General features: G+C 71.1%; 14 protein-coding genes. 7 read left to right on the top strand and 7 right to left on the bottom strand.

Going from position 1 to position 13,420, the window contains the following annotated elements:
• Positions 1 to 137 precede the first annotated feature (137 nt).
• Positions 138 to 1,097: a glucokinase gene (locus tag V8201_RS13770; RefSeq protein WP_037531603.1), complete on the top strand. Its 960-nt coding sequence runs from the start codon at positions 138 to 140 to the stop codon at positions 1,095 to 1,097.
• Positions 1,098 to 1,107: 10 nt separating this feature from the next.
• On the opposite strand, the gene V8201_RS13765 is transcribed toward V8201_RS13770, so the two are convergent.
• Together V8201_RS13765 and V8201_RS13760 are read right to left on the bottom strand one after the other, a co-directional pair.
• Positions 1,108 to 2,028: a CE1 family esterase gene (locus V8201_RS13765; protein ID WP_336545645.1), complete on the bottom strand. Its 921-nt coding sequence runs from the start codon at positions 2,026 to 2,028 to the stop codon at positions 1,108 to 1,110.
• 309 nt (positions 2,029 to 2,337) lie between these two features.
• The gene (locus tag V8201_RS13760; protein ID WP_037531601.1) at positions 2,338 to 2,580 is read right to left on the bottom strand and encodes a hypothetical protein; all 243 of its coding nucleotides are present in this window, start codon (positions 2,578 to 2,580) and stop codon (positions 2,338 to 2,340) included.
• A 194-nt stretch (positions 2,581 to 2,774) separates the two neighbouring features.
• On the opposite strand from V8201_RS13760, the gene thrC reads away from it, so the two are divergent.
• The 3 genes from thrC to V8201_RS13745 all read left to right on the top strand — a co-directional run bounded on the left by thrC (position 2,775) and on the right by V8201_RS13745 (position 5,338).
• Positions 2,775 to 4,166: a threonine synthase gene (gene thrC / locus V8201_RS13755; RefSeq protein WP_336545644.1), complete on the top strand. Its 1,392-nt coding sequence runs from the start codon at positions 2,775 to 2,777 to the stop codon at positions 4,164 to 4,166.
• Complete coding sequence (locus V8201_RS13750; RefSeq protein WP_336545643.1) at positions 4,163 to 5,032, top strand: class I SAM-dependent methyltransferase; 870 nt, start codon at positions 4,163 to 4,165, stop codon at positions 5,030 to 5,032. Before thrC ends, V8201_RS13750 begins: the two co-directional genes overlap by 4 nt.
• A gap of 99 nt (positions 5,033 to 5,131) precedes the next feature.
• The gene (locus V8201_RS13745) at positions 5,132 to 5,338 is read left to right on the top strand and encodes a hypothetical protein (protein WP_037531597.1); all 207 of its coding nucleotides are present in this window, start codon (positions 5,132 to 5,134) and stop codon (positions 5,336 to 5,338) included.
• Positions 5,339 to 5,345: 7 nt separating this feature from the next.
• Here the strand turns inward: V8201_RS13745 and V8201_RS13740 are convergent, their stop codons facing one another.
• From V8201_RS13740 to V8201_RS13730, 3 genes are read right to left on the bottom strand one after another with little or no spacing between them, the layout of a single operon-like run.
• Positions 5,346 to 5,987, bottom strand: coding sequence for a heme exporter protein CcmB (locus tag V8201_RS13740; protein WP_271299906.1), 642 nt, complete (start codon positions 5,985 to 5,987; stop codon positions 5,346 to 5,348).
• Positions 5,987 to 6,541 carry a heme ABC exporter ATP-binding protein CcmA gene (gene ccmA, locus V8201_RS13735; RefSeq protein ID WP_037531592.1) on the bottom strand — a complete coding sequence of 185 codons (555 nt, stop codon included), beginning with the start codon at positions 6,539 to 6,541 and terminating at the stop codon, positions 5,987 to 5,989. The genes V8201_RS13740 and ccmA overlap by 1 nt, the downstream gene beginning before the upstream one ends.
• The gene (locus V8201_RS13730; RefSeq protein ID WP_037531687.1) at positions 6,538 to 6,948 is read right to left on the bottom strand and encodes a metallopeptidase family protein; all 411 of its coding nucleotides are present in this window, start codon (positions 6,946 to 6,948) and stop codon (positions 6,538 to 6,540) included. Before V8201_RS13730 ends, ccmA begins: the two co-directional genes overlap by 4 nt.
• Before the next feature lie 49 nt (positions 6,949 to 6,997).
• On the opposite strand from V8201_RS13730, the gene V8201_RS13725 reads away from it, so the two are divergent.
• Positions 6,998 to 7,291 (top strand): 4a-hydroxytetrahydrobiopterin dehydratase, encoded by a 294-nt coding sequence (locus V8201_RS13725; RefSeq protein ID WP_037531590.1) that lies wholly within the window; start codon positions 6,998 to 7,000, stop codon positions 7,289 to 7,291.
• 207 nt (positions 7,292 to 7,498) lie between these two features.
• Here the strand turns inward: V8201_RS13725 and V8201_RS13720 are convergent, their stop codons facing one another.
• Complete coding sequence (locus tag V8201_RS13720) at positions 7,499 to 8,287, bottom strand: SDR family oxidoreductase (protein ID WP_336545642.1); 789 nt, start codon at positions 8,285 to 8,287, stop codon at positions 7,499 to 7,501.
• A gap of 51 nt (positions 8,288 to 8,338) precedes the next feature.
• Here V8201_RS13720 and V8201_RS13715 point away from each other — a divergent pair, with 51 nt between their 5' ends.
• Positions 8,339 to 9,100 carry an ATP-binding cassette domain-containing protein gene (locus tag V8201_RS13715; protein WP_336545641.1) on the top strand — a complete coding sequence of 254 codons (762 nt, stop codon included), beginning with the start codon at positions 8,339 to 8,341 and terminating at the stop codon, positions 9,098 to 9,100.
• Positions 9,097 to 10,644 (top strand): ABC transporter permease/substrate-binding protein, encoded by a 1,548-nt coding sequence (locus tag V8201_RS13710; RefSeq protein ID WP_336545640.1) that lies wholly within the window; start codon positions 9,097 to 9,099, stop codon positions 10,642 to 10,644. The genes V8201_RS13715 and V8201_RS13710 overlap by 4 nt, the downstream gene beginning before the upstream one ends.
• Here V8201_RS13710 and V8201_RS13705 read toward each other — a convergent pair.
• Complete coding sequence (locus tag V8201_RS13705) at positions 10,641 to 13,400, bottom strand: TonB-dependent receptor (RefSeq protein WP_336545639.1); 2,760 nt, start codon at positions 13,398 to 13,400, stop codon at positions 10,641 to 10,643. The genes V8201_RS13710 and V8201_RS13705 overlap by 4 nt on opposite strands.
• Positions 13,401 to 13,420: the final 20 nt, after the last annotated feature.

Raw genomic sequence — 13,420 nt, 5'->3', positions numbered from 1 at the left:
AGATATCAAATACGATTTCCTGCGATCCGGCCGACTAGTCTGACGACTAATCTGCACGGAAACGAAGAAAATACTTCCACCACCCGATCCCTATCGGCATACCCCCGGCAACGATAGCGATACCACGGGGGGCGGGGATGGAGGCGACGGGGATCGTCGGGCATGTCGGGCGCAAGGGGCTGCGCTTCGCGCTGACCGATGCGGCGGCGGGCTTTCAGGCCGACAGCCTGCGCCACTATGGCGCCGACCGTGGCGCGAGCGTGTCGGGCGCGCTGTCGGCATTCCAGCAGGACCTCGCCTTGTCGCGCCTGCCCGAGCGGCTGGCGATCGCGGTCGCCGGGCTGGCGCGCGGTGACGCGATCTCGATCACGCAGACACGCTGGTTCGTCTCACGCTCGGGATTGCAGGCGATGCTCGGCCAGCCGCCGTTGATCCTCAACGATTTCGAGGCGGAGGCTTGGGCGCTGAGCGGCGGCCATGCGATGCTCACCCCGGCGGCGGGGTCGCTGCCGATGCTCGACCGGCCGGGCACCTATTGCGTTCTCGGCATGACCACCGGGCTCGGCGCCGCGGTGCTGGTCCGCAAGCCCGACGGCGCGGTACACGTCCTCGCCACCGAAGCCGGCCATGGCGGCTTCGCGCCCGGCTCACCGGCGATGGCGGCGCTGACCGCGCGGCTGTTCCCCGATCGTCACCCGGTGCTCGCCGAGCCGCTGATCTCGGCCAGCGGGCTGGTCGCGATCTACACCGGCCTCGCCGCGATGCAGGCGCTGCCGCCGCGGCTTACCACGCCCGAGGAGATCACCCGCGCCGCCAGCAGCGACCCGCTCGCCCGCCACGCCTGCGAGATGCTGTGCGAGGCGTTCTGGACGCAGGCGAGCAGCCTGGTGCTGACCTATGGCAGCTGGGACGGCGTGATCGTCACCGGCAAGCTCGCCGCGGCGCTCCGCCAGATGCTCGCCGCCCCGCGGATGCAGACGGTGTTCGCCGGCACCGGCAAATATGCGCGGCTGCTCGCCACCGTGCCGCGGGCGATTGCGACGCTCGACCAGGGGCCGCTGACCGGCGCCGCGCAGGCGTTGCAGCGGCAGGGGTGACGGAAGCAGTCTAGCGGCGATACGCCGCGAAGAAGGTCCATAAGGCGTCGTTGTCGACCACCGACCAGCTGTGCGTCCCGCCGCGCCGCACGCGCACCGCGACGCTCGTGCCGTTGCGGCAGTCCGCATAGCCCTGCTCGTAATGGCGCGCGTCGAGCGCCCGGGCATAGGCCCGCGTGCAACCGTCGAGCGCCGCCCAGCGCTGCAGGGCGGCGGCCTGCGGATAGCGCCAATAGGGTGCGCCGCCGCCGCCGATCGGATTGGTCGTGTCGGCATCGCCGGCGAAGGCGAGCACCGGCAACGGTACGTCGGGGCGGCAGCTCGCCGGATCGGGCTGCGTCGGATCCTCCCGCCGCGGTCGCCCGGCGCGCAGGCCGACCACCGGCGCGATCGCCGCGAAGCGGCCCGGCACGACGCAGCCGAGCCAGGACGCCATCCGCCCGCCGCCCGACAGGCCGGTCGCATAGACGCGCGTCGCATCGACGCAGCCGGTCGCGACCAGCCGCCCGATCAGCCCGGTCAGATAGGCGACGTCGTCGCGCGCGCCTGCCGCGGGCATCGCGCCGCTGACCGTCGGCACGCCGGGAATGTTCCAGACGAAGCCGCGCGTCCCCGCGATCCCGCCATCGGGCGCGACGACGGCGAATCCCCGCGCATCGGCGGTCTCGGCGAGACGGCTGTCGCGCAGCATCTCCGCGCCCGTCCCGGTGCTGCCGTGAAGCAGCAGGACGAGCGGCAGCGGCGGCGATCCCGCCGACGCGGGCCAATGGAGCTGCGCCCGCTCGGGCAACGCCGCGAGCGCCGCCATCCGGCATTGCGCCGCGACCGCCTGCGGCAGCAGGCAGGCGAGCAGGGCGCCGAGGCCGAGCAGCAGGCGTCGGACCCGCGCGCGCGGCGGCGCGCCTGCTGCGCGCGCCTGGACCCGGTGCATGGCGCGCCGGTTCGTTGGAGCCGTCATGGCGCGGGCGGCGTGGAGATGGCGGTGAGGTCGGTCATTTCGATATCCCCCGCGGACTATGGGACTCTGCCGCTGGCATAGGAGAGAGACGGCTCCGGGTTGGCCAGCCTTGCGCAATATTAGGATCGTTGGGTCGATGTCTGCGGCATCGTTGAAGCGGTTGTACCACTGATCCGCCTGTCGAGGGCGAGCCGATTGTGGTCTTACCATTGCCCCAGGATTGTGCGATCATCGAACCTAGGCCATCGATCGGACGCACAGGAGTGTCCGCAGCCATGCCCCTCACTCCCTCGCGGTGATCGGCACCGAGGCACGCGACACCGGCCGCGGCGCCGCCGGCGGCGTTCCCGGCGCCTCGGCATGACGCGTCGCGTAGAGACGGCGGAGGATCAGCGCGAGGTCGGCTTCGGTGAGGCCCGACGCCGGATCGATCAGCCCGCCCGCGGGCAGCGGCTCGACGAAGGCGGCGAGCCGGTTGCAGGCGGCGCCGAGTTCGGGATCGTAGCTGTCGTCGAAATTGGCCATGATGCACACCCTATGCCGTCTGCGGCGATCGGCAAGGGCGGACGCGCGTCCCCGCAGCGTCGGGATACACCGCCCGCGCCCCCGCGGCCGTAGGCAAATCCCGTCACTTATGCCGGCGCGTCGATAGCAGGACCGCCCCTGCCCCCAAGTACGCCGGCGTTGCCCCGCCTGCTGCGGGCCGCTACCCAGCGGTGATGCGTTATGTCAGCACCCGCGGCGCCGCGCCCGCGCTCGATTTCCGCGACGTCACTTTGGCCGGACTGGCGTCCGACGGCGGGCTCTATCTGCCCGACCATTGGCCGAGCCTCAGCCGCGAGGCGATCGCCGGGCTCGCCAATCTGTCCTATGTCGATACCGCGGTCGCGGTGATGACGCCGTTCGTCGGCGACGCGCTCACCCCCGGGGAGCTGAAGGCGCTGTGCGCGCAGGCCTATGGCCGGTTCAGCCATGCCGCGGTGACGCCACTCGTCCAGCTCGACCATGACCGCTGGCTGCTCGAGCTGTTCCACGGGCCGACGCTGGCGTTCAAGGACGTCGCGCTGCAATTACTCGGGCTGTTGTTCGAACGCTTCCTCGCCGGCAGCGACCGGCACCTGACCGTCGTCGGCGCGACCAGCGGCGACACCGGATCGGCGGCAATCGATGCGCTGGCGGGCCGCGCCGGGGTCGACATTTTCATGCTCCACCCCGCCGGGCGCGTGTCCGACGTGCAGCGTCGGCAGATGACGACGGTACTCGCCCCCAACGTCCATAACATCGCGATCGAGGGCGATTTCGACGCCGCCCAGGCGCTGGTCAAGCGGATGTTCAACGATCCCGGCTTCGCCGGCCGGTTCGCGCTGTCGGCGGTCAATTCGATCAACTGGGCGCGGCTGATGGCGCAGGTGGTCTATTATTTCTACGCCGCGGTGCGGCTCGGCGCGCCGGAGCGCAGCGTCGCCTTCTCGGTGCCGACCGGCAATTTCGGCGACGTCTTCGCCGGCTATGTCGCGGCGCAGATGGGCCTGCCGGTCGCCAAGCTGATCGTCGCGACCAACGTCAACGACATTCTCCACCGCGCCATCTCGGCCGGCGACTATAGCAAGGGCATTGTCCAGCAGACGCCGACGCCGTCGATGGACATCCAGGTCAGCTCCAATTTCGAACGCCTGCTCTACGATCTCGGTGCCCGCGACGGCGGCGCGCTCGCCGCACAGATGCAGGGCTTCGAATCGTCCGGCGCGATGCGGCTGACCGATTCGCAGCACAAGGGCGCAGCGCTGTTCGCCAGCGACCGCGTCGACCTCGACGACATGACGCTGGCGATGCGCTGGGCGTACGAGCATGCCGGGCAGGTGATCGATCCGCATACCGCGATCGCGCTCGCCGCCGCGCGCCGCCATGCCAGCGACGTGCCGGTGGTGACGCTCGCCACCGCCCACCCCGCCAAGTTCCGCGACGCGGTCGAGCGCGCCACCGGCCAGCGGCCGGCGCTGCCCGGCCGGATCGGCGACCTGTTCGAGCGCGAGGAGCGGTTCGTCACGCTGCCCGGCACGTTCGAGGCGGTCACCGACTATATCGCCGCACGCGCGGTGCCGCGGGCATGAGGCTCGATACGCTGATCGGCGAGCCCTGGGCCGATTACGGGCTGGTCGATTCGGGCAACGGCCGCAAGCTCGAACGCTACGGCCGGTTCCGCTTCATCCGCCCGGAACCGCAAGCGATGTGGGCACCCGCCACCGAGACGTGGCGCGCACACGGCGAGTTCGTGCCGGCGAGCGACGAGGACGGCGGCGGCCGCTGGGTGTTCAGCGAACCGGTGCCGCGCGAAGGCTGGCCGCTCAAATGGAACGAGGTGCGCTTCACCGCGCTGCCGACGCCGTTCCGCCACCTCGGTTTCTTCGCCGACATGCCGCCGATCTGGAGCTGGATGCGCGAGCAGGTCGCCGATCTCGACACGCCCGAATGCCTCAACCTGTTCGGCTATACCGGCGTCGGCACGCTGGCGATGGCGACCGCGGGGGCGAAGATGGTGCACGTCGACGCTTCGAAGAAATCGGTCGAGGCGGCGCGCGGCAATGCCATATTGTCGGGGATGACCGAGGCGCCGATCCGCTGGATCGTCGACGATGCGGTCAAGTTCGTCGCACGCGAGGTGCGTCGCCAGCGCCGCTATGACGGCATCCTGCTCGATCCGCCCAAATACGGGCGCGGGCCGGAGGGCGAATTGTGGCGGCTGGAGGAGGATCTGCCGCGCCTGATCGCCGACTGCCGCAAGCTGGTCGACGCCAACAGCCGCTTCGTCTTCCTCACCGTCTATGCGGTGCGGATGTCGGCGCTGGCGATCGGCGAGCTGCTCCGCCAGGCCTTCGCCGACCTGCCCGGCACCGTCGAGGCGGGCGAGCTCGGCGTCCGCGAGGAAGCGCGCGGGCTGACGCTGCCGACCGCGATCTGGGCGCGCTGGCGGCGCTGAGCCGCGTGGTGCAGCGCAGCAAACAAACGTTACGGAACGCTCGTCGTCCGGAAGACTTGTCCGCCTATATGATGCCTGACCGCTTTATGGAGGCAATGGATGCGACCGCAGGACGATTTCGCCAATACCGCGCATGACGATGCCGAGCCCAATCCGCTGTGGGGCCGCCTTGCGCTGTTGATGTTCGGCCTGACCGTGCTGGCGTTTCTGACCGCGATCGATCGGCCGGAGTGGTTCCACCTGAAGCCGGCGACCGGGACGGCGGCGGCGATGGTCTATGCTTCGGACGGCGGGTCGAAGTCTTAAGCGTCGACTAATCCATGCCGCTGCGGATCGCCGCGGCGGCGAGCCACGGCGCGCCGGCGGTCAACACCAGGCTGACCGCGGCGAGCAGCTTCATCGCCGCCGCACCGCCGTCGAGGGCGCCCGCACCGAAGATCAGCAGCGGCACCGCGAGCGGCATCATCACCAGCCCCGCCACCGCGCCGCTGCCACGCAGCCCGGCGACCAAGGCGGCGGTCGCGACGCCCAGCGCCGCCAATCCCGGCGTACCGATCGCCAGCCCCAGCTCGATCCGCAGCAGCACCGCCGCCGGCAGGTCGAACAGCCCCGCAGCGATCAAGCCGGCGAGCATCAGCGGCGGTGCGAAGCCGAGCCAATGCGCGGCGATCTTGGCGCCCGCGACCAGCGCCAGCGGCACGCCGCGCACGACATATTGATCGATCACCCCCGCCTCGACATCGGGCGCGACCAGCCGCTCGACCGGCAGCAGCGCGGCGAGCAATGCCGCCGCCCAGATCACGCCGCCGCCGATCCGCGTCAGCAGCGCGGCATCGGGGCCGACCGCGAAGGGGAAGAGCGTCGCGACGAGCAGGAAGAAGGCGACCGGCCACCACAGCCCTCCCCCCGCCCAGGCACGGCGGAGGTCGCGCGCGATGATCACGGTTGCCCGCATCAGCCGAGCGCGACCTGCAATGCGTCGGGCAGCGCGATCGGCTGATGCGTCGCGACCACCGCGATGCCGCCCGCGGCGCGATGCGTCGCGATCAGCGCCGCGATCCGCGCCACGCCCGCCTTGTCCAGCCCGTTGGCGGGCTCGTCGAGCAACCAGATCGGCGCATCCGCGCCGACGATCCGCGCCATTCCGGCCCGGCGCCGCTGCCCGGTCGACAGCATGGCGACCGGCACCTCGGCGAGCGGCTCGAGCGCCAGCGCCGCCAGCGCCATCGAAACGCGCGACCCGATCCAGAAGCGGAGCGCCCGCGCCAGCGGCAGTTCGGGGTCGAGCGCATGCGCCTCGCCGAGCAGCGCCACCGCGCCGTCGCGCGTCACCGTACCGGCGGCCGGACGCAGCAGACCGGCGGCGATGCGGAGCAGGCTCGACTTGCCGACGCCATTGGCGCCGCTGACCAGCGCCGCCTCGCCCGCATCGAGCGCCACGCCGATCCCGGCGAACAGCTCACGCCCGCCGCGCCGGCAGGCGACATCGGCGAGGCGCAGCGCGGTCAATCGGCCACCGCGTCTTCGAGCGCGTGCATGTCGTCGTCCGACAGGCCGAAATGATGGCCGATCTCATGGATGGTGACATGGCGGACGAGATCGTCGAGCCGCACCCCCGTCTCCACCCATTCGGCGAGGATTGCCTGCCGGTAGAGGTGGATGCGATCGGGCAAGGCGCCCGAATCGGTCGAGGATTTCTCCCCGATCGGCCGGCCGTGGTAGAGGCCGGTGAGATCGAGCGGATGATCGATGCCGAGGTCGGCGAGCGTCTCGGCATCCGCCTCCTCCTCGACGAGCAGCACGACGTCGCCGAGATGCGCGGCAAAGGCGGCGGGCAGCCGCGCGATCGCGTCGCGGGCGAGGCCTTCGATCGCGTCGGCCTGCGGTGGCGGCCCATAAGCATCTTGCCCGTTCATGCCGCCCGCCATACCGCGGCTCTTCTCCGTCCAGCAAGGAAGACCGCCGATGATCGAGCCCCTTAGCGAAGCCGAACGGGCCGATGCGCTCGATGGCCTGCCCGAATGGGATTATGACGAATCGCGCGACGCGATCACCCGCAGCCTCGTCTTCGCCGATTTCGTCGAGGCGTTCGGCTTCATGACGCAGGTCGCGCTGATGGCGGAAAAGGCCAACCACCACCCCGAATGGCGCAACGTCTACAATCGCGTCGAGGTGCTGCTCACCACCCACGACGCCGGCGGCCTGTCCGGACGCGACATCGAGATGGCCGAGGCGATCGATGCGATCGTCGACGAATAGCTTTGGGGTTGATCTCCGGGTTGCCTTGGGGGCGGCGCTGGGGGTGAGCCGGGCTTCGACATGCTCCGCCCTAACGGAGAAGCGATCGCACCTGCCCGTCTTCGGAATCCGTCAGCCCTGAGCGTGTCGAGGGGCGGGTGGTTTCGGGGGCCGCTCGCTTCGCGAAGACCCATGCCGCGCGCCCGTCCACCGACCGTCCGCCCGCGATCAGCGCAGCGACCGGCGCATCTGCTTGCGCAGCGCGCCGGGGAACCAGCGCGCGGCGAAGCGCAGCCGCGCCGCGGTCTTGCCGACATAGGTGTGGACCGCGTCGCCGTGCACCGCCTTCCACGCCGCCTCGGCGACCGTATCGACCGGGGTGAGTTCGAGCCCCGCACCGGTCACCGCCTCGCGGATCGTCCGGTTGCTGCCGCCGGCGACCCCGTCGAGCAGCGGCGTTTCGATGAAGCTCGGCAGCAGGCAGCGTACCTTGATGCCGTGGCGATACCATTCGCCGTCGAGCGCCTCGCTCAGCCCGCGCACTGCGAATTTGGTCGCCGAATAGGTCGCCAGTCCCGACGAGCCGTAGATGCCCGACGCGGACGCGGTGTTGAGCAGCACCGATCCCGGCGTGCGCGCCAGATAGGCGTGGCCGATCCGCGCGCCATTGACCACACCGGTGAAATTGATCGCGATCGTCCGGTCGATCGCCGCGAAATCCGCCTCGGCGAGCGGCCCGCCGGTGCCGATGCCGGCATTGTTGAACAGGACGTCGAGTCGCCCGCCGCTCGCCTGCGTGAAGGCGTCGAGCGCCTGCGTCCAGCCGTCGCGGTCGCGCACGTCCATGACATAGCGTTCGACCATGCCGCTCGGGATCAGCGCGGCGGTGGCGTCGAGCCCGGCGGCGTCGACGTCGGCGATGCCGATCCGCCAGCCGCGGCTGGCGAACAACCGTGCCACCGCGCGGCCGATGCCCGAACCGCCACCGGTGATGAAGATCGCCCGGACCTCGCTCATGACCCTCTCCCTGTTGGACTTTCTCTCAGGCATCCCGCATCCTCGCCGGCGATGCCAGCCAAATCGCTCCGCTTCGACGCCGTCACCAAGCGGTTCGGTGCCACCCTGGCGGTCGATCATGTCACGCTGATGATCGAAGCGGGCCAATTCGTCGCGCTGGTCGGCGCCTCGGGATCGGGCAAGTCGACGTTGCTGCAGACGATCAACCGGCTGATCGAACCGAGCGAGGGCCGGGTGCTGATCGACGACGTGGATGTCGCCGCCGGCCCCGCCCCCGCGCTGCGCCGCCGGATCGGCTATGTCTTCCAGGGCATCGGCCTGTTCCCGCACCTGACCGTGGCGGAGAATATCGCGATCGGGCCGCGCATCGCCGGCCTGCCCGCCGCCGACGTGCCGGCGTTGCTCGAGATGGTCGCGCTGCCGCCCGCGCTCGCCGAGCGGATGCCCGACGCGCTGTCGGGCGGACAGCGCCAGCGCGTCGCCATCGCCCGCGCGATCGCGCCGGGCGCGAAGCTGCTGCTGCTCGACGAAGCGTTCGGGGCGCTCGATCCGGTGACGCGCGACGCGCTCGGCGGCGAGATCAGGCGGCTGCACGCGCGGCTCGGCCTCACCACGATCCTCGTCACGCATGATATGGCCGAGGCGCTGCTGCTCGCCGACCGCATCCTGGTGATGGCGGCGGGGCGGATCGTCGCCGATGCCACCCCCGCGGAGCTGCTCGCCGGCGGTGGCGGCGCGGCGGCGCAGGCGCTGGTCGCGGTGCCGCGCGAGCAGGCCGAGCGGCTGCGGGCGATCGCCGGGGCCGCGGCATGAGCGACTTCCTCGCCGCGCTCGGCCGGGTGCCGCCGTTGCTCGCGCAGCATGTGCTGCTGTCGGCGGCGGCGCTGTTGCTCGGCATCGCGATCAGCCTGCCGCTCGCCATCCTCGCCGCCCGCCGCCCCCATGCGGGCCGCGTCATCCTCGGCATCGCCAGCCTTATCCAGACGGTGCCCAGCCTCGCTTTGCTCGCGCTCTTCTATCCGCTGCTGCTCTGGCTGTCGGCGCTGGTCGGCGGCGGGATCCCGGCGCTCGGCTTCCTGCCGTCGCTGATCGCGCTGACGCTCTATGCGCTGCTGCCGATCATCCGCAACGGCGTCGCCGGCCTCACCGGCATCGATCCCGCCGTGCAGCAGGCGGCCAAGGCGGTCGGCATGACGCCGGCGCAGGCGCTGCGGCTGGTCGAGGCGCCGCTGGTCGCGCCGGTGCTGATCGCCGGCATCCGCACGGCGGCGGTGTGGACGATCGGCGCGGCGACGCTGTCGACGACGGTCGGTCAGCCGAGCCTCGGCGACATGATCTTCGCCGGCCTGCAGACGCAGAATTGGGCGCTGGTGCTCGCCGGCTGTGCCGCCGCCGCCGCGCTGGCGCTTGGCGTCGACGCGCTGATCGGGCTGATCGAGCGCGGCATCGCCCGCCGCCGGCGCTGGCTGTGGCTCGGCGCGACGCTGGCGCTGCTCGCCGGCCTCGCCGCGGCGACTGCGCCCATGTGGCGGAGCGACGACGGCAATGTGGTGACGATCGGCGCCAAGAACTTCTCCGAACAATATATCCTCGCCCGGCTGATCGGCGACCGGCTGACCCGCGCCGGCTATCGCGTCCGCTATCGCGACGGGCTGGGATCGGCGGTGATCTATGGCGCGCTGACCAGCGGCGCGATCGATGTCTATGTCGATTATGCCGGCACCCTGTGGACCGGTCCGATGCGCCGCCGCGACGTGCCGGCGCCCGCCACGATGGTGCGCGCGATCGGCGACTGGACGCGGGCGAGCAGCGGCGTGGCTTCGCTCGGGCCGCTCGGGTTCGAGAATGCCTATGCCTTCGCGATGCGCGGCGACGATGCCGCGCGGCGCGGTATCGCCAGCCTCGCCGATCTGGTCGCGGCGGCGCCCGACCTGCGCCTCGCCAGCGATCTCGAATTCCTCGAACGGCCCGAATGGGCGGCGGTGCGCCGTGCCTATCCGCTGCGCTTCGCCAAGACGACGCCCTATGCGCCGACCTTCATGTATCGCGCACTGGCGAGCGGCGAGGCGGACGTCATCTCCGCCTTCTCGTCCGACGGGCGGATCGCCGCCGAGCACCTCCGCGTCCTCGCCGATCCGCGCCATGCGATCCCCAGCTATGACGCGCTGCTGCTCGTCGCACCGCGCCGGGCGGGCGATGCCGCCTTCACCGCCGCGCTCGCGCCACTGGTAGGCCATATCCCGGTCACGGTGATGCGCGAGGCCAATTACCAGGTCGATCGCGATACCGCCAAGCGCACGCCCGAACAGGCGGCGGACTGGCTCGCCCGCCGCCTCGCGCTGCCCGCGCCGCGCTAGAAGAACAGCTTGCGCAGGCTGATCCGCACCGTCCGGCCGAGCGGATCGAGATAGTCGGGCTGGTAGCTGACCGGCGTCACGCCCTGATCGTTCCGCACCGTCTGGCGCGTGTTGAGGATGTTGGTCACCGACAGCGTCACCCGCGCACCGCGCACCCAGGGATGCGCCTTGACCAGCTTGAGCTGCTGGCCGAGGTCGGCGAACAGGCGCAGGTTGGCGGTGGCGAGGCCGGAGAAGTTGAGCGTCTGCGGCGATGCGGCGGTGCCGCCGTTGACCTGCGTGCCGGTCGCGTAATTGGCCGACAGCCGCAGCCCGAGGCCGTTGTTCGAATAGCCCGCCTGCGCCTCGAACTCGTGGCGCGGCTGGCCGCCGCTCGATCCGGTCGCATCGCCGTTGAGCAGGTCGAGCACCGGGCCGCCATCAGCGACGGTGACCCGCTCGGCGAGATGCCAGGTATGGTAGAGCGCGAACTGGATGCGGCCGCCGCCCTGCCCGCGGCCGCCGCCACCAAAGCCGCGCCCACCGCCGCCACCGCCGAAGCCGCGACCACCGCCACCGCCACCCTGCGGCGGCCCGTCGCCACCCGCCGGCGGCGGTGCGGCACCGTCCGCAGCGCGTGGCGTGCCGCCAGCGTCGCCGCCGCGCGTCCCGCCCGGACCGCGCCCGCCGCCGGGAAAGCGCATTCCCGCGAACGGATTGGGCCCGGTGCCGGCACGGAACGCCTCCAGTTCCTTCTGCACCTTCGACTTGATCGGCCTGGAGAAGTTGATCCCCCAGCGGATCTGCTCGCTCTCCGCGCGCGCGAAATTGATCGGCCGCGTGTCGAGCCGGATCAGATTGCCCGCCGCATCGCGGGTGAAGCGATCGGGGAAGGCCGCCTCGATCGCCGTGGTCGGCGACGGGAAGCTCTGGATCGGATTGCGCGTATCCTGCTTGGTGTAATTGGCGATCAGCGTCAGGTCGGTCGCGCTCCACGGCTTGAGCGTCACCCCCAGCCGGGTGACGCGGCGGTCGCTCGAGCGCAGATCGGGATTGCCGCCGCTCAGCGTCGTCACCGTCACCGTCTCGCCCTGGACATAGTCGAACAGGCGGACGTTGGGCGTCACCAGCTGCGGATTGCCGAGCTGGGCGGCGCTCGGCGCATTCTCCTGCCGGTTGATCGAGCCGATGATGCGCAGCGGCGTCACCGGCGACCAGTTGAGGCCATAGCCATAGGCGGTCAGCGTGCCATAGTCCGACAGGCGGTCGACCGCGGCATTGCCGTTGACCGACAGGTTGCCGAGGAAGCCGAGCACCGCGCGGGAACGGCTGGCGATCGGCACGTCGAGATTGACCCGCCCGCTGGCATCGTCGCGCGACACCGACCCCGCGCTGGTCAGCCCGGCGCGATAGGAGCGGCTGGAAAAGTCGCTGGTCGTGCCGCCGACGCGGACCGCCGTCGACACGTCGCCGGCGGGCAGCTGGAACAGCGGCCCGTTGACCAGCGCCTCGACCTCGCCGGAGCTCGACGTCGAGCGGGCGCGATTGGCGGCGGCGGCGGCGATGTCGGTGAGGCCGAGCGTGCCATTGGGGTCGGCGAGCGGATCGTTGGCGTTGAGCCGCGCCTGGAAACCGCTCGCGTCGACGCCGGTCTCGGTGAAGGTGCGCGTCTCGGCGCGATCATAGGCGCCGGTGACGGTCCACATCCAGCGCGGGCCGATCCGCCCGTTGAGGCTGGTGCCGACATGCGCGGTCAGTCCCTGGCTCGCCTGGCTGAGCGGATTGAAACTGCCGCCGTCGAGCACGCGGGTGACGCTGGTCGCCGCCGTGCCGGTGTTGAACGGATTGCCGACCGGCAGGCTCAGCGTCGTCGTCGGCAGGCCGTAGAGGCCGGTACTTTCGCTCGACGCGATCTCGGCGTTGATCGAGGCGGTGATGCCGCCGATCGGCCGCGCATAAGTGGCGTTGGTCGAGACGTTGCGGGTGGACGGCAGCAAGGTGCGATAGGGCCGCTGGTCGAAGCTGGTCGTCGCGCCTTCGGTGCTCGCCGCGGCGATGGTGCGCTCCGATTCGGTCAGCGCCGAACTCTGCTGATATTTGGTGTGGAGGTTGAAGCGCGCGCCGTTGCGGATCGTCAGCAGGTCGAGGTCGCCTTGCGGGCTGTTGCGCCCGCCCTCGGTCGCGGCACTGTCGGCCGCCTCGACGGTGGTCGAGCGGAAGCGGCGGCGCAGCACGAAGTTCACCACCTTCTGGTCGGCGGTGTAACCGTATTTGAGCGCCACCTCCTCGGGCAGGATGTCGACGCGCAGGATCGCCTCGGTCGGGATGTCGCGGATTTCCTGGAAGCCGGAGATGCGCTTGCCGTCGAGCAGGATGACCGGCGCGCCACCCGCGCCGCTCGTCGTCTGCGGCGCGAGTTCGGTGAGCAGGTCGGAGACGCTGCTGACGCCATAGCTGCGGATGTCGGCGGGGCTGAGCACCTGTTCGGCGGGGATGTCGCCGACCACCGATCCGGGCGGACGCCGGCCGGTGACGACGATGTCCGTCTCCTCGTCCTCGGCGTCCGCCGCCGCGGGAGCGGTCGGGTTGGTCGGCGGCGCGGCGTCGGTCTGCGGCGTGCCGGCCTGCGCGGTGGCGGCGGGCGGCGTCGCCGGGGAAGCGGGCGTGGCGGCGGGCGTCTGCGTCGGCGTCTGCGATCCGGCGGGTGCCGGCGCCTGCTGCGCCACCGCCAGCGCCGGCCAGCTCGCCGCCATCATCATCACCACCGCCACACGCATAGACTGAACCCCTGAACACG

Source organism: Sphingomonas kyungheensis, assembly GCF_037120395.1.
GTDB classification, from domain to species: Bacteria; Pseudomonadota; Alphaproteobacteria; order Sphingomonadales; family Sphingomonadaceae; genus Sphingomonas; species Sphingomonas kyungheensis.
This window is presented reverse-complemented; position numbering and strand designations above follow the sequence as displayed.